This is a genomic window from Microbacterium bovistercoris (assembly GCF_003387575.1).
GTDB lineage: Bacteria > Actinomycetota > Actinomycetes > Actinomycetales > Microbacteriaceae > Microbacterium > Microbacterium bovistercoris.
Genome location: NZ_QUAB01000047.1, coordinates 34443 through 54340, shown reverse-complemented (window position 1 = coordinate 54340; position 19898 = coordinate 34443). Strand labels below are relative to the sequence as shown.

20 protein-coding genes, 1 pseudogene and 1 riboswitch are annotated in these 19898 nt (G+C 66.8%); of the genes and pseudogenes, 11 read left to right on the top strand and 10 right to left on the bottom strand.

What is annotated here, in order from left to right; translation table 11 throughout:
• Position 1: 1 nt before the first annotated feature.
• The gene (locus tag DY023_RS15090; RefSeq protein WP_116243170.1) at positions 2-1606 is read right to left on the bottom strand and encodes an ABC transporter substrate-binding protein; all 1605 of its coding nucleotides are present in this window, start codon (positions 1604-1606) and stop codon (positions 2-4) included.
• A 111-nt stretch (positions 1607-1717) separates the two neighbouring features.
• Between DY023_RS15090 and DY023_RS15085 the strand changes: the two genes are divergently transcribed.
• Positions 1718-2605 (top strand): LysR family transcriptional regulator, encoded by an 888-nt coding sequence (locus DY023_RS15085; RefSeq protein WP_116243169.1) that lies wholly within the window; start codon positions 1718-1720, stop codon positions 2603-2605.
• 30 nt (positions 2606-2635) lie between these two features.
• Positions 2636-4315 carry a glucose-6-phosphate isomerase gene (pgi, locus tag DY023_RS15080; protein WP_116243168.1) on the top strand — a complete coding sequence of 560 codons (1680 nt, stop codon included), beginning with the start codon at positions 2636-2638 and terminating at the stop codon, positions 4313-4315.
• Between the two features lie 20 nt (positions 4316-4335).
• Here the strand turns inward: pgi and DY023_RS15075 are convergent, their stop codons facing one another.
• The gene (locus DY023_RS15075) at positions 4336-4764 is read right to left on the bottom strand and encodes a VOC family protein (RefSeq protein ID WP_116243167.1); all 429 of its coding nucleotides are present in this window, start codon (positions 4762-4764) and stop codon (positions 4336-4338) included.
• Between the two features lie 194 nt (positions 4765-4958).
• Here DY023_RS15075 and DY023_RS15070 point away from each other — a divergent pair, with 194 nt between their 5' ends.
• Entirely contained in the window at positions 4959-5243 is a 285-nt protein-coding gene (locus DY023_RS15070; RefSeq protein WP_116243166.1) for a hypothetical protein, read from the top strand.
• Here DY023_RS15070 and DY023_RS15065 read toward each other — a convergent pair.
• Entirely contained in the window at positions 5240-5752 is a 513-nt protein-coding gene (locus tag DY023_RS15065; RefSeq protein ID WP_181905870.1) for a GNAT family N-acetyltransferase, read from the bottom strand. The two genes, DY023_RS15070 and DY023_RS15065, sit on opposite strands and share 4 nt — an antisense overlap.
• 109 nt (positions 5753-5861) lie before the next feature.
• Between DY023_RS15065 and DY023_RS15060 the strand changes: the two genes are divergently transcribed.
• A complete protein-coding gene (locus tag DY023_RS15060) occupies positions 5862-6242 on the top strand; it encodes a VOC family protein (RefSeq protein ID WP_116243164.1) in 381 nt (126 codons plus the stop codon).
• 49 nt (positions 6243-6291) lie between these two features.
• On the opposite strand, the gene DY023_RS15055 is transcribed toward DY023_RS15060, so the two are convergent.
• Positions 6292-6552, bottom strand: a complete 261-nt coding sequence (locus DY023_RS15055; RefSeq protein ID WP_116243163.1) for a DUF6458 family protein — start codon at positions 6550-6552, stop codon at positions 6292-6294.
• A 136-nt stretch (positions 6553-6688) separates the two neighbouring features.
• A riboswitch (FMN riboswitch) is annotated at positions 6689-6833 on the top strand.
• A gap of 7 nt (positions 6834-6840) precedes the next feature.
• Between DY023_RS15055 and DY023_RS15050 the strand changes: the two are divergent.
• Positions 6841-7284, top strand: a pseudogene (locus tag DY023_RS15050) (6,7-dimethyl-8-ribityllumazine synthase); the annotation flags it as partial.
• A gap of 30 nt (positions 7285-7314) precedes the next feature.
• Here DY023_RS15050 and DY023_RS15045 read toward each other — a convergent pair.
• Positions 7315-8256: a LysR family transcriptional regulator gene (locus tag DY023_RS15045; protein WP_116243161.1), complete on the bottom strand. Its 942-nt coding sequence runs from the start codon at positions 8254-8256 to the stop codon at positions 7315-7317.
• A 119-nt stretch (positions 8257-8375) separates the two neighbouring features.
• Here DY023_RS15045 and DY023_RS15040 point away from each other — a divergent pair, with 119 nt between their 5' ends.
• From DY023_RS15040 to DY023_RS15030, 3 genes are read left to right on the top strand one after another with little or no spacing between them, the layout of a single operon-like run.
• Complete coding sequence (locus DY023_RS15040; RefSeq protein ID WP_116243160.1) at positions 8376-9368, top strand: DUF1852 domain-containing protein; 993 nt, start codon at positions 8376-8378, stop codon at positions 9366-9368.
• 20 nt (positions 9369-9388) lie between these two features.
• Complete coding sequence (locus DY023_RS15035) at positions 9389-10417, top strand: methionine synthase (protein WP_116243159.1); 1029 nt, start codon at positions 9389-9391, stop codon at positions 10415-10417.
• A 5-nt stretch (positions 10418-10422) separates the two neighbouring features.
• Complete coding sequence (locus DY023_RS15030) at positions 10423-10968, top strand: flavin reductase family protein (protein WP_425453473.1); 546 nt, start codon at positions 10423-10425, stop codon at positions 10966-10968.
• Between the two features lie 84 nt (positions 10969-11052).
• On the opposite strand, the gene nrdF is transcribed toward DY023_RS15030, so the two are convergent.
• Genes nrdF through nrdH form a run of 4 tightly spaced genes read right to left on the bottom strand, consistent with a single transcriptional unit; the run spans position 11053 to position 14894 of the window.
• Positions 11053-12033: a class 1b ribonucleoside-diphosphate reductase subunit beta gene (gene nrdF / locus DY023_RS15025; RefSeq protein WP_116243157.1), complete on the bottom strand. Its 981-nt coding sequence runs from the start codon at positions 12031-12033 to the stop codon at positions 11053-11055.
• A gap of 41 nt (positions 12034-12074) precedes the next feature.
• Positions 12075-14234 (bottom strand): class 1b ribonucleoside-diphosphate reductase subunit alpha, encoded by a 2160-nt coding sequence (nrdE, locus tag DY023_RS15020; protein WP_116243156.1) that lies wholly within the window; start codon positions 14232-14234, stop codon positions 12075-12077.
• Positions 14216-14650: a class Ib ribonucleoside-diphosphate reductase assembly flavoprotein NrdI gene (gene nrdI, locus DY023_RS15015; RefSeq protein WP_116243352.1), complete on the bottom strand. Its 435-nt coding sequence runs from the start codon at positions 14648-14650 to the stop codon at positions 14216-14218. The genes nrdE and nrdI overlap by 19 nt, the downstream gene beginning before the upstream one ends.
• 10 nt (positions 14651-14660) lie before the next feature.
• Positions 14661-14894 carry a glutaredoxin-like protein NrdH gene (nrdH, locus tag DY023_RS15010; protein ID WP_116243155.1) on the bottom strand — a complete coding sequence of 78 codons (234 nt, stop codon included), beginning with the start codon at positions 14892-14894 and terminating at the stop codon, positions 14661-14663.
• Positions 14895-15270: 376 nt separating this feature from the next.
• Here nrdH and DY023_RS15005 point away from each other — a divergent pair, with 376 nt between their 5' ends.
• The gene (locus DY023_RS15005) at positions 15271-16437 is read left to right on the top strand and encodes an MFS transporter (RefSeq protein ID WP_116243154.1); all 1167 of its coding nucleotides are present in this window, start codon (positions 15271-15273) and stop codon (positions 16435-16437) included.
• A 7-nt stretch (positions 16438-16444) separates the two neighbouring features.
• Here the strand turns inward: DY023_RS15005 and DY023_RS15000 are convergent, their stop codons facing one another.
• A complete protein-coding gene (locus DY023_RS15000; RefSeq protein ID WP_116243153.1) occupies positions 16445-17881 on the bottom strand; it encodes a gamma-aminobutyraldehyde dehydrogenase in 1437 nt (478 codons plus the stop codon).
• Positions 17882-18002: 121 nt separating this feature from the next.
• On the opposite strand from DY023_RS15000, the gene DY023_RS14995 reads away from it, so the two are divergent.
• On the top strand, positions 18003-18470 hold the full coding sequence (locus DY023_RS14995; RefSeq protein WP_116243152.1) for an Lrp/AsnC family transcriptional regulator: 468 nt from the start codon (positions 18003-18005) through the stop codon (positions 18468-18470).
• A complete protein-coding gene (locus DY023_RS14990; protein WP_116243151.1) occupies positions 18467-19849 on the top strand; it encodes an aspartate aminotransferase family protein in 1383 nt (460 codons plus the stop codon). The genes DY023_RS14995 and DY023_RS14990 overlap by 4 nt, the downstream gene beginning before the upstream one ends.
• The last annotated feature ends 49 nt before the right edge of the window (positions 19850-19898 follow it).

Here is a 19898-nt window from a genome sequence, read left to right as displayed (position 1 = left end):
GTCAGGCGGCCGGCTCGATCGGGGCGAAGAACGTGGTGAACGGGTAGTTCTCGTTGAACGGCGCGATCTTCAGCGCGTTCGGCACGACCGTGACGGCCTGGGCGTCGAACAGGTACAGGCCGGGTGCCTGGTCGTACAGCATGCCCATCGCTTTCACGTAGTCGGCCTGCGCCGCCGAGCGGTCGCTGCCGGTGAGCGTGCCGGCCTTGTCGATCAGTGCGTCGTAGTCGGCGTTCTTCCAGTAACTGAGGTTGAAGAACGGCTTCTCACTGGAGTGGAACAGGCTGTTCAGGTTGTCGGATCCGGCATCGCTGTACGTCGGCCAGTAGTAGACGATGAAGATGTCCTGCGCATTGGCCGGGTCGCTCTTCGCCTTCTCCCACTGCTGGTTGAACAGTTCTGCGGTCACCTCGACGTTGACGCCGATCTTGGCGAAGGAGTCCTTGATCAGCGGTACGAACCGCGCCTCCGCGGGGTTCTCGGACGCGTAGGTGAGCTTGAGCGTGAACCCGTCCGGGTGGCCGGCCCCAGCGAGCAGCGCCTCGGCTTTGTCCAGGTCGTAGCTGTACTGCGGGACGTCCTCGGAGTACGGGAAGATCCCCTTGGGCACCGGACCGTGCGCCTGGGTGCCGTAGCCCTGCACGCCCACGTCGATGAGGTCCTGGTAGGGCACGGCGTAACTGAGCGCCTGCCGCACCTTCGGGTCGTCGAGCGGTGGACGCAGGGTGTTGAAGTAGCCGACGTAATTGAACGGAGAGTTCGCGGTGCGCACCTTCCCGTCCATCTGCGCGGCGACGTCGTCGATGTTCTCCAGCGGGACAGTCGTGGCGAAGTCGACCTCCTTCGCGGTGAGCATCTGCTGCGCGGTCACGGCGTCCGGGGTGATCGAGATGTCGACGATGCCGTAGGTCGGCGCCTCATCCTCGTTCCAGTAGTCGTCGTACGCCTTCAGCACGACCTTCGACCCGGGGTCGTAGCTGTCGAGTGTGTAGGGGCCGGTGCCGGCATCCACGCCCTTCTCGAAGTACTTGTCGTCGGATGCCGATGCGGCGAGCGCCTTGGGCGAGACGATCCACGCCCCGTACGTGGAGGCTGCAACGAGGTCCATCGGCGCGGAGTACTTCAGGTGCATGACGACGGTGGCGTCGTCGGTTGCCTCGATGCTCTCCAGCGGCGTCCAGATGAAGGATGCTCCGGCGCGCTCCTGCGCCGCCTGGATGCTCTTCACGACGGCGTCCGCGTCGAGCTTCTCCCCGTCGTGGAACGTCACTCCCTTGCGGATGTCGAAGGTCCAGGTGAGGCCGTCGTCGCTGGTCGTCCAGCTCTTCGCGATCGCCGGGGTGAACTCCTGGGATGAGCCCTCGGCGTTCTTCCAGAGCAGCGGCTCGTAGATGTTGCCCATGTACAGCGCCTCGGTCGAGAACGAGGCTACGGGGTCCCACGTCGTGACCGCCGCGGATGCCGCGACGGTCAGCACGCCGGCATCCGTCTTCGCGTCGCCGGCGCCGGCAGGGCCGGGTGAACATGCCGCGAGGGCCGCGATGCTGAGCGCTGCGGCCACTCCGGCGGCGGCCAGGCGCAGGGAGCGGGTTCGGGTGACGTCCATGTCTACCTCCAGGAAGGTGCCGCCGGAGTGGTCGGCAGTCGCAGTCTATGGACAGCGGTTCATGACAATCCAATACTTGTTATCAACACTTTTGATACCTCGGAGGCATAGATGGATCTTCGACTGCTGCGCTACTTCGTGGCGATCTGCGAGTACGGCACCGTGCATGCCGCAGCGGAGGCCGTACACGTGGCGCAACCGTCTCTCAGCCGACAACTGCGCCGTCTTGAGACGGACCTCGGCTTCGAACTGTTCGACCGCGGGCCGCGACGACTCACCCTCACCGCTGGTGGGCGGGCGTTCCTGCCCACCGCCCTGGATCTGCTGAACAGGGCGACTCAGGCGACATCGACGGCGCGCTCGATCGCGTCCGGTGCAGCGCGGGGCCTCACGGTCGCGGCGGCGGCGACCACAGTGACCGACATCATCGCCCCGCACGTCGTCAGCGCCGGGGCCGGCGGCCTGATCGGCAATGCCGTGGAGGCACTGCCGGAGAACGTCTACGGGGTGCTCGCCCGCGGAGACGCCGACCTCGCCGTCGGCACCCGGATCCCGCCACGTGAGCTACACTCACGGGTCGTCGGTGACGCCTACCTGTGGGCGCAGGTGGCTGCCGCGCATCCGTTCGCTGCCCGGCGGAACGTGCCACTCGCCGATCTGCTCACCGAGCCGCTGATCGTGATGAGCCGCGCGCACCGGGTGCGGCAGATGTTCGATGACGCTGTCGCCGCGGAGGGGCTCTCCTACACGCCGGCGGTCGAGACGGAGTCGTCCTCACTCGCCCTGGCCCTGGCAGCCGCGGGCCGGGGCGTGTGCATCCTCTCGGACGACTCCCGCTATGGGCTGAGCACCCTGCCGATCGCGACCGACGGCGGCGAGCTGGCGATCACCCTGTTCGGAGTCTGGGACCCCACGCACTACGCGCACGGTCTCATCGAGCGGTACCTGGACGGACTCAGCCTCTTCGTCGGCGACCTCTATCCGCAACGCACGCGCTGAACGGTCCGCGGCAGCGCTAGCGTGAGGAACATGAACGCTCCGATCGATCCGACGCGCACCTCCGCCTGGGCGGACCTCACCTCGCTGCAGGAGAACCTCACGCCCGACCTGCGCGGCTGGTTCGACGCCGATCCGCAGCGCGTCGAGAAACTCACGCTCGACCTGGCCGACCTGCACGTCGATCTGTCGAAGAACCTCGTGACGGATGAGATCCGCGCGGCGCTCGTGCGCCTCGCCGAGCAGACCGGGGTCGCAGAGCGCTACGCGCAGATGCTCGCGGGCGCGCACATCAACACGACCGAGGATCGTGCCGTGCTGCACACCGCACTGCGCCGCCCGGCAGGTGCCGATCAGGCGCTGGTCGTCGACGGGCAGGACGTGGACGCCGATGTGCACGAGGTGCTCGAGGCGCTGTACGCGTTCGCGGATCGTGTGCGCTCCGGCGACTGGCTCGGTGTCACCGGCAGGAAGGTCACGCACGTCGTGAACATCGGCATCGGCGGTTCCGATCTCGGTCCGGTGATGGTCTACGAGGCCCTGAAGCCCTACGCGGATGCGGGGGTCCAGGCGCGGTTCGTGTCGAACATCGACCCGACCGACCTCGCGCAGAAGACCGCCGACCTCGATCCCGAGACGACGCTGTTCATCGTCGCGTCGAAGACCTTCACAACGCTCGAGACGCTCACCAATGCGCGCCTCGCGCGCGATTGGCTGTGGGCCGGGCTCGCAGCAGCCGGTGCGATCGCCGACGACGACGCGAGCCGGCAGGACGCCGTGGCGCACCACTTCGTCGCGGTGTCGACCGCGCTCGACAAGGTCGCCGCGTTCGGCATCGACCCCGCCAACGCCTTCGGGTTCTGGGATTGGGTGGGCGGACGCTACTCGGTCGACTCGGCGATCGGCCTTTCGCTCGCGATCACGCTGGGACCGGACGCCTTCCGCGATCTGCTCGCCGGCTTCCACGCCGTCGACGAGCACGTGCGGACGACACCGCTCGATCGCAACGTGCCGGTGCTGATGGGGCTGCTGAACGTCTGGTACGTGAACTTCCTGGGCGCGCAGTCGCACGCCGTACTGCCCTACGCGCAGCAGCTGAGCCGCTTCCCCGCCTACCTGCAGCAGCTGACCATGGAGTCGAACGGCAAGTCGGTGCGCTGGGACGGCTCGCCGGTCACGACCGGCACGGGCGAGGTGTTCTGGGGCGAGCCGGGCACGAACGGACAGCACGCGTTCTACCAGCTGATCCACCAGGGCACGCAGCTCATCCCCGCGGACTTCATCGCCTTCGTCAATCCCGCGTACCCGCTGCAGGAAGACGGCCGCGACGTGCACGGCCTGTTCCTGGCGAACTTCCTCGCGCAGACCAAGGCGCTCGCGTTCGGCAAGACCGCCGCGGAGGTCGAGGCCGAGGGCACCACCGGGACGCTCGTGGCGGCGCGCACGTTCTCGGGCAATCGCCCGACGACGTCGATCTTCGCGCCCGCGCTCACGCCGTCGGTGCTCGGTCAGCTGATCGCGCTCTACGAGCACATCACGTTCACGCAGGGCACGATCTGGGGCATCAACTCGTTCGACCAGTGGGGCGTCGAGCTGGGCAAACAGCTCGCCCTGCAGATCGCCCCCGCCATCGAGGGCGACGCCGATGCCGTGGCTGCGCAGGATGCCTCGACGCAGGCACTCCTGGAGTACTACCGGTCGCACCGCCGCTGAGCCGGGACGGCGCCGTCGGCTCAGCCGACGGAGCCGGCCCGCATCGCGTCGGCGAGCTCACGCATCTCGGGCGAGGGCTGGCCGATCGCGATGATGTTGTCCTCGCTGTCGCTGAACCACGCGCTGCGTTCCCCGCCGAGATCGGCGATCCCGTCGACGGTCTTCAGCCCGGGGAAGTCGTAGTCGTGGAACACGACCCCGCGCTCACGCAGCGCGGCCACGTCGCGGTCCAGGTCGTCCGAGACCAGGTTGAACGCCGTGTTCTGCGCTGTCCCGGCGAAGGACGTCGCGTACACCAGCACCACGGTGCCGCCGACGTCGTAGAACAGGTTGCCCGACTCGGCCTCGACGTACATCGGCTCGCGGTCCAGGGTGTCGTGCCACCAGCGTCGGGCCCGATCGAGATCCGTCGCGGGGAGTACGGCCGTGGCCATGAGATTCTCGAACATGATGTTCCCCAGTCCGGGGCCCTCGGGACCCGCGCGCCGGCCCGGCGCGACGCGCCACAGCGATTCGGGGTGCGCGGACGGTGCCCCTCGGCGCGAGTCTATTCCGGTGTCCGCCGGAGCGAAATGCGGCGCTCACCCTAGGGAGATCCGGCATCGGCAGGACTCCGCATCGTTTCGTGAGTAGTGTCAACAGGATGGACGACGGTATCGAGATCGGCGCACTGGCGCTGAACGTCAGCATCCCGCCCGCGCTGCGCTGGGAGGATGAGCGCCGCGGCGAACGCTTCGAGCTGCAGTCGATCACCGTCAGGCTGCTGCCAGACGGTTCCCTGGCGGCAAAGGCGTACGGCCGCCCCGTCGCCGGCGGACGCGGTGCCTACGTGTCATTCGCCGTGCGGCACTCCCCCGAGATCGATGCGCTGATCACCGGTGCCGCGAGCACCGCGGGTGCGCGCTGGGCCGCGCACCAGGGGCTCTAGGCAGGTAGTGAGTCCTCCAGGTCGAGCACCCACTCGTTCAGAGTGAGGTCCGCACCGCGGAACTCCTCCGTCTTCGTACCCATCAGGGTGAAGCCGCCATGCCGGCAGACGCCGTTCGATGCGGCGTTGTCGACCGAGGGGAATGCGGCGAGGTACCGCGCCTCACCACGGTGCTGCAGGACGTCGTCGATCAGCAGCTCGATCGCCCGGGAGGACACACCGCGCCCCTGCGCCTCGGGAAGCACGAACCACCCGGCCTCACGGACCGGCTGGTCGCGCCACTCGGCGCCCCAGTGCGCGATCGAGCCGAGCGGATGGCCCTGCTCATCGACGATCACGAAAGTTCGCGCCGTGCCCTCCTGCCACAGCCGAAGGTACTTGGCGTGCCGGTCGATCACCTGCTGCTCGGTCTCGGGGCCGTTCAGGTGCGCCGTCATCTCCGGAGTGTTCGCCGCCTGCAGCAGGCCGAGGTCGCCCGCCGACCAGGGCCGGAGTCGTATCGGATCCATGCCCGCCAGCATCCTCCTGGCCTCCGACATCCGCTGTCCGGATGTCGGAGGCCAAGCCTAATGTGGATGTCGGCGGGAGACGGACTGCCGCTGCGGAGGAGCGTGCGACATGGACTGGAAGATCGAACTCATCCACGTGCCGGTCAGCGATGTGGACCGGGCGAAGGAGTTCTACACGCGGATCGGGTTCAATCCCGACCACGACCACCAGGTGAACGACGAACTGCGCTTCGTGCAGATGACCCCACCGGGATCGGCCTGCTCGATCGCGTTCGGCACCGGTCTCGGCAACAGCCTCGAACCGGGGCAGCAGAACACGATCCAGGTCGTCGTGCCCGACGCCGACGAGGCACTCGCCCACCTGCGCGGTCTCGGTGTCGCGGCCAACGGCGTCGACGATCAAGCCTGGGGACGGTTCGTGACCTTCGACGATCCCGACGGCAACACGTGGACGCTGCAGGAGCTGCCGGACTACGGCGCCCAGGAGTGACGAGAAAGGGCGGATGCCACGGCATCCGCCCCTACCCTCACCGCCTCCGTCACGGCAGCTCGTCGTTGCTCGCTCGCGTCGATCGGCGCGTGACCGGCTCGCCGGAATCGGGATCCACGCTCGTGCGCGTGATCGTGTCAGTGCGGCGCCTGCGCAGCATCAGCACGATCCCGATGACGAAGACGACCGCTCCGGCGCCCATCAGGATGTAGCCGACGAGATCCAGGTCGATCCAGTCGACCTGCACGTTCAGTGCGTATACGAGGATCGCGCCGATGACGAACAGCACGATTCCGGTTCCGATGCTCATGGTGGTGTCCTCCGTTCCGCGATCGGGTGCCGCGTCGTGTCAGGTTGCCCTGCCACAGTACGGATCAGAAGGGGCTTGACAGGCGCGCGCAGCGCACGCCATGGCGTCCGTGGATCTCGTTCCGGTGATAGCGTCGTCCTGTCCTCAGGGCGGGGTGAGAGTCCCCACCGGCGGTGTCGCGGCCAGTCCGCGCGAGCCCGCGAACGGTCCCCATGGTGGGGACTGCCGATCCGGTGCGATTCCGGAGCCGACGGTCACAGTCCGGATGAGAGAGGACAGAAGGAGCAGTCCACCATGCCCAGAATTGCCATCGTCGCCGCGCAGTGGCACGCCGAGATCGTCGAAGAGGCGGTCTCCGCATTCCTCGAGCGCCTGACCGATCTCGGCATCGACGAGGTCGACGTGCACCGAGTCCCCGGCGCGTTCGAGATCCCGCTGCATGCCAAGCGCCTGGCGGAGACCGGTCGTTACGACGCCATCGCGACGAGTGCGCTCGTCGTCGACGGCGGGATCTACCGCCCCGACTTCGTCGCCGCGACCGTCGTCGACGCGCTCATGCGGGTGCAGCTCGACACGGACGTGCCGGTGTTCTCCGCGGTGCTCACGCCGCACCAGTTCCACGAGCACGCCGAGCACCGCGAGTACTTCACGCGTCACTTCGCCGTGAAGGGCCGCGAGCTCGCCGACGCCGTGTCGGCCACGATCACGAGCCTCGCCGCGATCGCCCGGTGAGCGGAGCGGGCCGGCCGCTGCGCGCACCGATCAGCCGAGCAGCTCCACACCGAAACCGGCGACGACGGCTCGCACCTCGCTGAGATAGCGCTGCGCCAGCTCGGTGAGCGGGATCGCCGCGTGGCCGATCCAGCCGATCTCGATGCGTTCGTCGACGTCGAGCGGGATGGCGACGATCTCCGGATCGAGCTCGTCGCTGATGATGCCCGTCGAGATCGTGTAGCCGCCGACCCCGATCATGAGGTTGAAGATCGTCGCTCGGTCGGCGACGCGGATCTCCTGCCTGCTGGAGAGGGTGGAGAGGATCTCCTCGGCGAAGTAGAACGAGTTGTTCGCCCCCTGATCGAACGTGAGCCGCGGCAGATCCTCGAGATCGGCGAGTGTGACGCGCGCCTGAGCGGACAGCGGGTTGTTCCGGGCGATGAAGATGTGCGGGCTCGCGAGGAAGAGTGGGTGGAATGCCATCCCCGCGTCGCGGAGCAGCTTGTCGATCACCCTGCGGTTGAAGTCGTTCCGGTAGAGGATGCCGACTTCACTTCGGAGGGTCCGGACATCCTCGATGATGTCCCAGGTGCGCGTCTCGCGCAGCGAGAACTCGTACTCGGCTGCTTCCGTGGCCTTGACCATCCGGACGAGGGCGTCCACGGCGAAGGAGTAGTGCTGCGCCGACACCCCGAGCAGGCGCCGTGATGGTGGTCTGCCGAGGTAGCGCTGCTCGAGCAGTTCCACCTGCTCCACGACCTGTCGTGCGTACCCGAGGAACTCTGCGCCGTCGTCGGTGAGGGTGACCCCGCGGGCGGAGCGGACGAGGAGGGGACGGTCGACTCGGGCTTCGAGATCCTTCATCGCCGCCGACATGGTCGGCTGGGCGACGTAGAGCACGTCGGCGGCGCCCGAGATCGACCCCTCGGCCGCGACCTCGATGAAATACCGCAGCTGCTGCAGGGTCAGGCCGCTCGATGCGTTGGGCATAGGGACACACTATATGAATGCATAGCCAGCACGAGTTACCCGATAACTGGCGCGCTCCTGCACGATGGAGGCACTGCTTCCAGAGGCCGACCGCGGCCCCTCACACCGGATTGGCCATCATGGCGGACGACTTCACCTTCAGCATCACCACCACCCGCTTCGACGAGGACTACAGCCCGTCGGAGAACTCCCGGATCACCACGAACTTCGCCAACCTGGCCAGAGGCGAGCATCGTCAGCAGAACCTCCGCAACACGCTCACGATGATCAACAACCGGTTCAACGACCTCGCGCACTGGGACAACCCGGACCGGGACCGTTACGAGGTCGAGCTGGAGATCATCTCGGCGCAGCTGAGCTTCGCGGCGGAAGGCGCGGATCGGCAGTTCCCACTCATCGAGGTCCTCGACACCCATGTGGTCGACCGGCGCACCGGCATCCGCCACCACGGGATCGTGGGCAACAACTTCTCGTCCTTCGTACGGGACTTCGACTTCAGCATCGTGCTGCCAGCGGCCGGAAAGGGCCCGACCGGGCCTTCCATCCCCGACGACTTCGGCGACCTGCACGGGAAGCTGTTCCAGCACTTCCTCGACTCGGCCGCCTACCAGGAGCGCTTCCCGCAGTCGCCCGTCGTCTGCATCAGCGTGTCGACGAGCAAGACCTACCGGCGCACCGGAAACCACCACCCGGTGCTCGGCGACGAGTACGTGCAGGACGCCTCCTCGCTGACCGACGAGTACTTCGGGAAGATGGGCCTGCAGGCGCGGTACTTCATGCCGCGCGGCAGTGTGGCCCCGCTCGCGTTCTACTTCCGTGGCGACCTGCTGAACGACTACTCGAACCTGCAGCTCATCGGCACGATCAGCACCATGGAGACGTTCCAGAAGATCTATCGCCCGGAGATCTACAACGCGAACTCGGCGGCCGCATCGGTCTACCGACCGACCCTGGACTCGCAGGACTTCTCGCGGACCCAGATCTTGTACGACCGCGTCGAGCGCAGTCAGCTCGCGATCACGCAGGGCAAGTACACGGAGGAGCACTTCATCAAGCCCCACCGAACCGTCCTTGAGCACTGGGCCGCCAAGCGCCCCGCTCGCGTCGCGTGACCCGCGGAGGATCTTCGATCATGCAGACGCTCCTGCCCACCTCGATCGTCGGCAGCCTGCCGAAGCCGTCGTGGCTCGCCCAGCCCGAGACTCTGTGGTCTCCATGGAAGCTCGAGGGCGACGAACTGCTCGAGGGCAAACGGGATGCGCTGCGCCTCGCCGTCCAGGAGCAGACCCGCAACGGCATCGACGTCATCAGCGACGGGGAGCAGACCCGCCAGCACTTCGTCACGACGTTCATCGAGCATCTCAGCGGTGTCGATTTCGAGCGTCGCGAGACCGTGCGCATCCGCGATCGCTACGACGCGAGCGTGCCGACCGTGGTCGGCGCCGTGCGACGCGAGCAGCCGGTGTTCGTCGATGACGCGAAGCTGCTGCGCGCGACCACCGATCGCCCGATCAAGTGGGCCCTGCCTGGGCCCATGACGATGGTCGACACCCTCTACGACGCCCACTACCGGAGCCGCGAGAAACTGGCCTGGGAGTTCGCGACCATCCTCAACCAGGAGGCGAGGGAACTCGAGGCGGCGGGCGTCGACATCATCCAGTTCGACGAGCCTGCGTTCAACGTCTTCTTCGACGAGGTACAGGACTGGGGCATTGCGGCGCTGGAGCGTGCGACAGAGGGGTTGCGCGCGGAGACCGCCGTGCACATCTGCTACGGCTACGGGATCAAGGCGAACAACGAATGGAAGGCGACCCTGGGGTCGCAGTGGCGGCAGTACGAGGAGACGTTCCCGCTGCTGCAGCAGTCGGGCATCGACATCGTCTCGCTGGAGTGCCAGCACTCCCATGTTCCGATGGAGCTCATCGAGCTCCTCCGCGGCAAGAAGGTCATGCTCGGCGCGATCGACGTGGCGAGCGAGGCGATCGAGACCCCGGAGGAGGTCGCCGACACCCTTCGCCGCGCGCTCGAGTTCGTCGATGCGGACAAGCTCGTCCCCAGCACGAACTGCGGCATGGCACCGTTCCCCCGGAACGTCGCGGCAGCGAAGCTGCGCGCGCTCAGCGCGGGCACGAACCTCGTTCGCGAGGAGCTGGCCCGGTGAGCGCCATCGCGCAGATCGAGACGCGCACGCATGGCTTCTCCGCCTCGCTCTCGCCCGACGAGCTCAAATCCCTCTTCCGCGGACACCCCGGCGGCGTCGCCGTCATCACGGCGGACGCCGGCGACGGACCCGTCGCGCTGACGGCGACGTCGGTCTCGTCGGTGAGCGCCGACCCGCCGCTGCTGATCTTCTCGATCTCGGCGCTGTCGTCGGCATCCGATGTGCTCGCGCGTGCCGAGACCGTCGTCGTGCACCTGCTGGACGCTCACGACCTCGAGGTGGCGGAGCTCGGTGCGAGCAGCGGCGTCGATCGCTTCGCCGAGACGCACCGCTGGTCGCGCCTGATCACCGGGGAGCCGGTCTACCACGACGTGCGCGCCTGGGTGCGCTGCGCAGTCGTCAATCGCATGGACACCGGAACGGCCACGGTGTTCGCCGCGCACGCGCTGCAGTCGCACATCGAGCGTGACGTCGAGCCCGGAGTACCCGGTGACGCGCTGGTCTACCACAACCGCACCTGGCACCGCCTGGGCGAGCACTCCCGCATCTGACGCTGAAGCGCCCCCGTGAGCCGCTCTCGATGAGCGGTCGCGGGGGCGTTTCGTGTCAGAGACTCGCCTCTTGACCGGGAACGATCAGAAGTCCCAGTCGTCGTCCTCGGTGGCCTCGGCCTTGCCGATGACGTACGACGAGCCCGACCCGCTGAAGAAGTCGTGGTTCTCGTCGGCGTTCGGCGACAGAGCCGAGAGGATTGCCGGGTTCACGTTCGTGACGGTGGACGGGAACATCGCCTCGTAGCCGAGGTTCATCAGCGCCTTGTTGGCGTTGTAGTGCAGGAACTTCTTGACGTCCTCGGTCAGGCCGACTCCGTCGTAGAGGTCCTGCGTGTACTGCACCTCGTTGTCGTAGAGCTCGTACAGCAGCGAGAAGGTGTAGTCCTTCAGCTCGTCGCGGCGCTCCTGGGTCTCCTGCTCGAGGCCCTTCTGGTACTTGTACCCGATGTAGTAGCCGTGCACGGCCTCGTCGCGGATGATGAGGCGGATGAGGTCGGCCGTGTTCGTCAGCTTCGCCTTCGACGACCAGTAGATCGGCAGGTAGAAGCCCGAGTAGAACAGGAACGACTCCAGCAGCGTGGAGGCGACCTTGCGCTTCAGCGGGTCGTCGCCGCGGTAGTAGTCCAGGATGATCTGCGCCTTGCGCTGCAGATTCTGATTCTCGGTCGACCAGCGGAACGCCTCGTCGATCTCCTTCGTCGAGCACAGCGTAGAGAAGATCGAGGAGTAGCTCTTCGCGTGCACCGACTCCATGAACGCGATGTTGGTGTACACCGCCTCCTCGTGCGGGGTGACCGCGTCGGGGATCAGCGAGACGGCGCCGACCGTGCCCTGAATGGTGTCCAGCAGCGTCAAGCCGGTGAACACGCGCATCGTGAGCAGCTGCTCATCGGGGGTGAGCGTGTTCCACGACTGCACGTCGTTCGACAGCGGTACCTTCTCGGGCAGCCAGAAGTTGCCGGTGAGACGGTTCCACACCTCGAGGTCCTTGTCGTCCTCGATGCGGTTCCAGTTGATCGCGTCGACGTGACTGACCAGCTGAAGCTTCGGAGAAGGGGTCATTCCAATATTCCTATTCCAGAGAAAACCTGATCAGGGGACAATTACAGCATGCAGCTGACGCACTCGGTCATGTCCGTGCCCTCGAGGGCCATCTGGCGCAGCCGGATGTAGTAGATCGTCTTGATGCCCTTCTTCCAGGCGTAGATCTGGGCCTTGTTGATGTCACGCGTGGTGGCGGTGTCCTTGAAGAACAGCGTCAGCGACAGGCCCTGGTCGACGTGCTGGGTGGCGGCGGCGTAGGTGTCGATGACCTTCTCGTAGCCGATCTCGTACGCGTCCTGGTAGTACTCCAGGTTCTCGTTCGTCATGAACGGCGCCGGGTAGTACACGCGACCGAGCTTGCCCTCCTTGCGGATCTCGATCTTCGAGGCGATCGGGTGGATCGACGAGGTCGAGTTGTTGATGTAGGAGATCGAACCGGTCGGCGGCACGGCCTGCAGGTTCTGGTTGTAGATGCCATGCTTCTGGATCGAGTCCTTCAGCGCCGCCCAGTCCTCCTGCGTGGGGATGTGCTTGCCGGCGAACAGCTCCTTGACCTTCTCGGTCGCAGGAACCCAGGCCCGGTCGATGTACTTGTCGAAGAACTCGCCCGACGCGTAGGTGGAGTCCTCGAAGCCGTCGAAGGCGACGCCGCGCTCGATCGCGAGCTCGTTCGAGGCGCGCAGCGCGTGGAACAGCACCGTGTAGAAGTAGATGTTCGTGAAGTCCATGCCCTCTTCCGAGCCGTAGAACACGTGCTCGCGGGCGAGGTAGCCGTGCAGGTTCATCTGCCCGAGGCCGATCGCGTGCGAGCGGTCGTTGCCGTCCTCGATCGAGCGCACCGAGCCGATGTGGCTCTGGTTGCTGACCGCGGTGAGAGCCCGGATGGCCGTCTCGACGGTCTTGCCCAGGTCGTCGGCGTCCATCGCCAGCGCGATGTTCATCGAGCCGAGGTTGCAGGAGATGTCCTTGCCGATCTGCTGGTACGAGAGGTCCTCGTTGTAGGTGGTCGGCGTGTTCACCTGGAGGATCTCGCTGCACAGGTTGGACATGTTGATCCGGCCCTTGATCGGGTTGGCCTTGTTCACCGTGTCCTCGAACATGATGTACGGGTAGCCCGATTCGAACTGGATCTCGGCGAGGGTCTGGAAGAACTCGCGCGCGTTGATCTTCGTCTTCTTGATGCGCGGGTCGTCGACCATCTCGCGGTACTTCTCGGTGACCGAGATGTCACCGAAGGGCACACCGTAGACGCGCTCGACGTCGTACGGCGAGAAGAGGTACATGTCCTCGCCGTTCTTCGCCAGCTCGAACGTGATGTCGGGCACGACGACGCCCAGCGACAGGGTCTTGATGCGGATCTTCTCGTCGGCGTTCTCGCGCTTGGTGTCGAGGAACCGCATGATGTCGGGGTGGTGCGCGTTGAGATACACCGCACCGGCGCCCTGACGCGCGCCCAGCTGGTTCGCGTAGCTGAAGCTGTCTTCGAGCAGCTTCATGACGGGGATGATGCCCGAGGACTGGTTCTCGATCTGCTTGATCGGGGCACCCGACTCGCGGATGTTACTCAGCAGCAGCGCCACGCCGCCGCCGCGCTTGGAGAGCTGCAGTGCGGAGTTGATGCCGCGGGCGATCGACTCCATGTTGTCCTCGATGCGCAGCAGGAAGCAACTGACGAGCTCGCCGCGCTGCGCCTTGCCGGCGTTGAGGAACGTCGGGGTGGCCGGCTGGAAGCGGCCCGAGATGATCTCGTCGACCAGCGAGGTCGCGAGCTTCTCGTCGCCGTCGGCGAGCGCGAGGGCGGTCATCACGACGCGGTCCTCGAAGCGCTCGAGGTAGCGCTTGCCGTCGAACGTCTTCAGCGTGTAGCTGGTGTAGTACTTGAACGCGCCGAGGAAGGTCTCGAAGCGGAACTTCTTGCCGTAGGCGAAGTCGTTGAGCTTCGTGATGAAGTCGAACGAGTACTTCTCGATGACGGCGGGCTCGTAGTACTCCTTCTCGACCAGGTAGTCGAGCCGCTCCTTGAGGGAGTGGAAGAACACCGTGTTCTGGTTCACGTGCTGCAGGAAGTACTCCCGCGCCGCACGCTTGTCGGCGTCGAACTGGATCTGACCGTTCGCGTCGTAGAGATTCAGCATCGCGTTGAGGGCGTGATAGTCGAGGCCCTCGTACGCCGGGTTCGCCTTGAAAGCCACCGTCTCGGTCACTGTGCTGTCCACCATCGTTCCAATCCGTCGCTCACGCGATCGACGTCGTCCTGCGTGCCGAAGAGTTCGAACCGGTACAAGTGCGGCACGCGGCACTTCCGGCTGATGATTTCGCCCGCGAGGCAGAACGCCTCGCCGAAATTCGTGTTGCCCGCGGAGATCACTCCCCGGATCAGGCTGCGGTTGCGCTCGTCGTTGAGGAACCGGATGACCTGCTTCGGGACGGCGCCCTTCTCCTCACCGCTCCCCTGCCCGCCCCCGTAGGTGGGGGTGACCAGGACGAACGGCTCGTCGACGACGAGGGGTTCGTCCTGCCGGTGCAGCGGGATGCGGCGGGCGGGGAGGCCCAGCTTGTCGATGAAGCGGGCGGTGTTCCCCGAGACGCTCGAGAAGTAGACCAGGAGCGGCGCGGCTGTGGCGACGGCGCTCATGATCGTCACATCACGCCAGGCGGGACGCCAGCTCGTCGATCTTGTCGGGGCGGAAGCCCGACCAGTGGTCCTCGTCGGTGACGACGACCGGGGCCTGCAGGTAGCCCAGTGCCTTGACCTGCTCGAGCGCGTCAGCGTCCTCGGAGAGGTCGTGGATCTCGTACTCGATGCCCTTGGCGTCGAGCGCCCGATAGGTGGCGTTGCACTGCACGCACGAAGGCTTGGTGTAGACGGTGATCGACATCTCTTCCCCTCAAATCGTTCTCTTCCCGGGCAGACCCCCCGCCGGGACTTCAATACTACATATAGGGACGGACATTGGATGCGACCACAAGGGCTAGTAGTTACATCCCTGTAGTTTTCCACCGCTCTCCACGGCTTCAACACAGGTTCTCCACGCATCCATCCACAGTTCCGGCGCCCGTTCCGACCGCCGCGAACCGCGAGATCTCGCGGGTCGCGGAGGACGGATCGGAATCCATCCACAGACCGGACGCTACGCCTGGCCTCCGACATCCGATTTTCTGTGGAGAGGGCATCCCGGCGTGTCGCGGCGTGTCGGATATCGTTGGCTGGTGGCGGGATATCGGGACCTACTTCGCACGCCTGGCGTCGGGCGCATGATCGCCGCTCAGCTCACCGCGCGCTTCCCCAACGGCATGGCCTCACTGGCCATCCTGCTGCACGTCGAGCAGCAGACCGGATCGTACGGCGCCGCGGGCCTCGTCCTCGCCGCGACCTCCGTCGGGCAGGCGGTGGCGGGCCCCGTCACCAGCCGGTGGATGGGCGCGTGGGGCATGCGCCGCGTGCTCACGCTCACCGCAGCGGTCTGCGTCGCGGCAGTGCTCTGCCTCGCCCTGCTGCCGTTGAACCTCGCCGGATACATGGCTCTCGGTCTGGTCGCCGGCCTCTCCACGCCTCCGATCCAGTCGGCGGTGCGCACCATCTACCCCAAGCTCGTCAACTCCTCGCAGCTGACGCCGCTGTTCTCGCTGGACGCCTCATTGCAGGAGATCATCTGGATCCTCGCCCCGGTGGTGATCACCCTGGTGTCCACACAGGTGGGCACGACGGAGGGCCTGCTTCTGGTCGCCGCGTTCCTCGTCGTCGGGTGCGGGTGGTTCATCGCCTCCCCCGAGGTCGGCCGGGTCCGCATCCCGCGCAGCCGCCGCGCCTTCGGCCGTGTCGTGCTGAAGCCGCCCGTGCTTCTGGCCACCGTGATCGGCTTCCTCCTGATCGGCGCCTGCGCCGCCGTCGAGGTCGGCGTCGTCGCGACGTTCGAGCACGGCAGCCTCGAGGCGGGCCTGGTGCTGGCCGTGTTCTCGATCGGCAGCCTGATCGGCGGGCTGTCGTTCGGGCACATCCCCATCGGCCCCTGGGCGATGGCCCGCCGCCTCATCATCGTCGCCGTCGGCCTGTCCCTGACCATGGTCATGCTGAACGCGTTCTGGCTCGGCGGCACCCTGCTGATCGCCGGCATCGGCATCGCGCCGGCCCTCGCCGTGCTGTTCGCGATCACCACGGCGAGTGTGAAGTTCTCCGAGACCGCCGAGGCCTTCGGCTGGGCCGGCACCGGCCAGCTGATCGGCGCAGCCGCCGGATCCGCTGTCGCCGGGTTCCTCGTCGACAGCACCGGAGGCGCCCAGGGCGCCTACCTCGCCGCGACGCTGTTCGCTGTCGCCGGAGTGATCGTCTCGGTGGTGTTCGTCAGGGCGTTCCCCGACCTGCGGCACCGCGACCCCAGCCCCCACCCCGACACCGAGACGCTGTCCATCCCGACGGTGTGAGGCGCGCTCAGACCTCCAGCGCCGACATCACGTGCTTCACGCGCGTGTAGTCGTCGAAGCCGTACTGCGAGAGGTCCTTGCCGTAGCCGGAGTGCTTGAAGCCGCCGTGCGGCATGTCCGAGACGAACGGGATGTGGGTGTTCACCCACACGCAGCCGAAGTCGAGATCGCGCGTGAACCGCATCGCGGTCGCGTGGTCTCGGGTCCACACCGAGGCGGCGAGCGCGAACGGCACGCCGTTGGCGAGGGCGAGGGCCTGGTCCGCGTCCGAGAAGGACTGCACGGTGAGCACGGGGCCGAAGATCTCGCGCTGCACCACCTCATCGTCCTGATGGACGCCGGAGAGGATCGTCGCCTCCCAGAAGTACCCGCGGTCGCCCTGGCGGGCGCCGCCGGTCTCGACCCGGATGTGCGCAGGCAGACGTTCGATGAATCCGGAGACGCCGTCGAGCTGTGCGCGGCTGTTCAGAGGACCGTACAGCACGCCCTCCTCGTGAGGTCCGCCGGTGCGGGCATGCGTACGCGCGCGTTCCACGAGGGCTGCGACGAACTCGTCATGGATGCTCTCGTGCACGATGACGCGCGTGGCAGCGGTGCAGTCCTGCCCGGCGTTGAAATATGCCCCGGTGACGATGCCCGACGCCGCCTTCTCGAGGTTGGCGTCGGGGAACACCACGGCCGGCGCCTTGCCCCCGAGTTCGAGGTGCACACGCTTGAGATCGGATGCCGCGGACTTCGCGACCTCCATGCCGGCGCGCACCGACCCGGTGATCGCGACCATGTCGGCGCGGGGGTGCTCCACCATCATCCGCCCGGTCTCGCGGTCGCCGAGCACGACGTTGAACAGACCCGCAGGCGTGTGATGGGCGACCACCTCCGCGAGCAGCAGCGTGCTCTGCGGGGTGGTCTCGGCCGGCTTGAGCACGACGGCGTTGCCCGCGGCGATCGCCGGTCCGATCTTCCAGACGGCCATGTTCAGCGGGTAGTTCCAGGGCGTGACCTGCCCGATCACGCCGACCGGCTCGCGGCGCACATAGGAGGTGTGACCCGACAGGTACTCCCCCGCGGCGCGACCCTCGAGGCTGCGCGCGGCACCCGCGAAGAAGCGCAGCTGGTCGACGGACTGGTCGATCTCGTCGGCGACCAGGCTCGCGCGGGGCTTGCCGGTGTCCTGCGACTCGAGGTCGGCGAACTCGTCGGCGCGCTCCTTCATCTCCTCGGCGATGCGGAACAGCGCGAGCTGCCGCTCGGCGGGGGGCGCGTCGCGCCACTGCGCGAAGGCGCCGCTCGCGGCGGCGTAGGCGGCGTCCACCTCGACGGCACCGGAGACGGGCACCTGGCCGTAGACCTCTTCTGTCGCCGGGTCGACCAGGTCCATCGTCCGATCCGAGTCGACGGGGGCCCGCCGGCCGGCGATCACATTCTGCAACGACGTTGTCAACATTGTTGAATCCTATCTGAGACACTCCGGGAGTTCCACCGATTTTCGACGGTATCGGTTGCTCAATGCAAGGAAATCTGCGGATTCTGTTGCTAGCGCGGCTCTTGAATGTCAGGATCAGCACATGGCCTCAAAGCAGAAGCATGCAGTGCTGGACGATGTGTCGAAGACGATCATCGAGTTGCTCCAAGAGGACGGCAGGCGTGCGTACGCCGACATCGGCCGCGAGGTCGGGCTCAGCGAGGCCGCCGTGCGACAGCGTGTGCAGCGCCTCACGGAATCCGGCGTGATGCAGATCGTCGCCGTCACCGATCCTCTGCAGCTGGGCTTCCTCCGCCAGGCCATGATCGGCATCCGCGTCAGCGGCGATCCCGAGGTGGTCGCCGCAGCCCTCGCGGAGATCACCGAGATCGACTACGTCGTCGTCACGCTCGGCGGCTTCGATGTGCTCGCCGAGGTCGTGTGCGAGAGCGACGAGGATCTGCTCGAGCTGCTCGCGCGCCGCATCCGCAGCATTCCCGGGGTGCTGTCCACCGACACCTTCGTCTACGCCCGCCTGCACAAGCAGCTCTACAACTGGGGGACCCGATGACCGGAAAGACCTACGACGCCGATCGCCTGCGCGAAAGCGCCCGCGATCACCTCTGGATGCACTTCTCCCGGCAGTCCACGCTGCCGGAAGCGCCGATCATCACGCGCGGAGAGGGACATCACATCTGGGATGCCGAGGGACGGAAGTACATCGACGGGCTCGCCGGCCTCTTCGTGGTCAACGCCGGCCACGGGCGTCGCCGCCTCGCCGAGGCCGCCGCGAAACAGGCCGAGGAGCTGGCGTTCTTCCCGCTCTGGTCGTACGCGCATCCGGCCGCGATCGAGCTGGCCGACCGGCTCGCGGACTACGCGCCCGGCGACCTGAACCGGGTGTTCTTCTCCTCCGGCGGCGGCGAGGCCGTCGAGACCGCCTTCAAGCTCGCCAAGCACTACTGGAAGACGCAGGGCAAGCCGGGCAAGCACAAGGTGATCTCCCGTGCCATCGCCTATCACGGCACAACCCAGGGCGCACTCGCCGTCACCGGCATCCCGGCGATGAAGGCGATGTTCGAGCCGGTCACCCCCGGCGGCCTGCGGGTGCCGAACACGAACTTCTACCGTGCCGCGGAGATGGGCGCGCCCGAGGGCGACATCGAGGCGTTCGGGCGCTGGGCGGCCGACCGCATCGAGGAGGCCATCCTGTTCGAGGGTGCCGACACGGTCGCGGCGGTCTTCCTGGAGCCGGTGCAGAACTCCGGCGGATGCTTCCCCCCTCCGCCCGGGTACTTCGCACGCGTGCGAGAGATCTGCGACCGGCACGACGTGCTGCTCGTCTCGGACGAGGTCATCTGCGCCTTCGGCCGGCTCGGCTCGATGTTCGCCTGCGAGCGACTCGGCTACGTGCCCGACATGATCACCTGCGCGAAGGGCATCACGAGCGGATACGCGCCGCTCGGCGCGACGATCGTCAGCGACCGCATCCACGAGCCGTTCGCCACCGGTGACGCGATGTTCCCGCACGGCTACACGTTCGGCGGGCACCCGGTCTCGGCGGCCGTGGCGTTGGAGAACCTCGACATCTTCGAGGAGGAGGGACTGAACGAGCACGTCGTGCAGAACTCGCCGCTGTTCCGCGCCGAGCTGGAGACACTGCTCGACCTGCCGATCGTCGGCGACGTGCGCGGTGAGGGCTACTTCTTCGGCATCGAGCTGGTCAAGGACAAGTCCACGAAGGAGACATTCGACGACGCCGAGTCCGAGCGCCTGCTGCGCGGCTTCCTCTCCCCCGCGCTCTACGAGGCCGGGCTGTACTGCCGCGCCGACGACCGAGGCGACCCCGTCATCCAGCTCGCGCCTCCGCTGACGATCGGCCCCGCGGAGTTCCGCGAGATCGGCAGCATCCTGCGCGGTGTGCTCGGCGCGGCGGCATCGAAGCTCTGAAGAGCACGAGACGAGCCGGATGCCGGGGAAACCCGCCATCCGGCTCTTC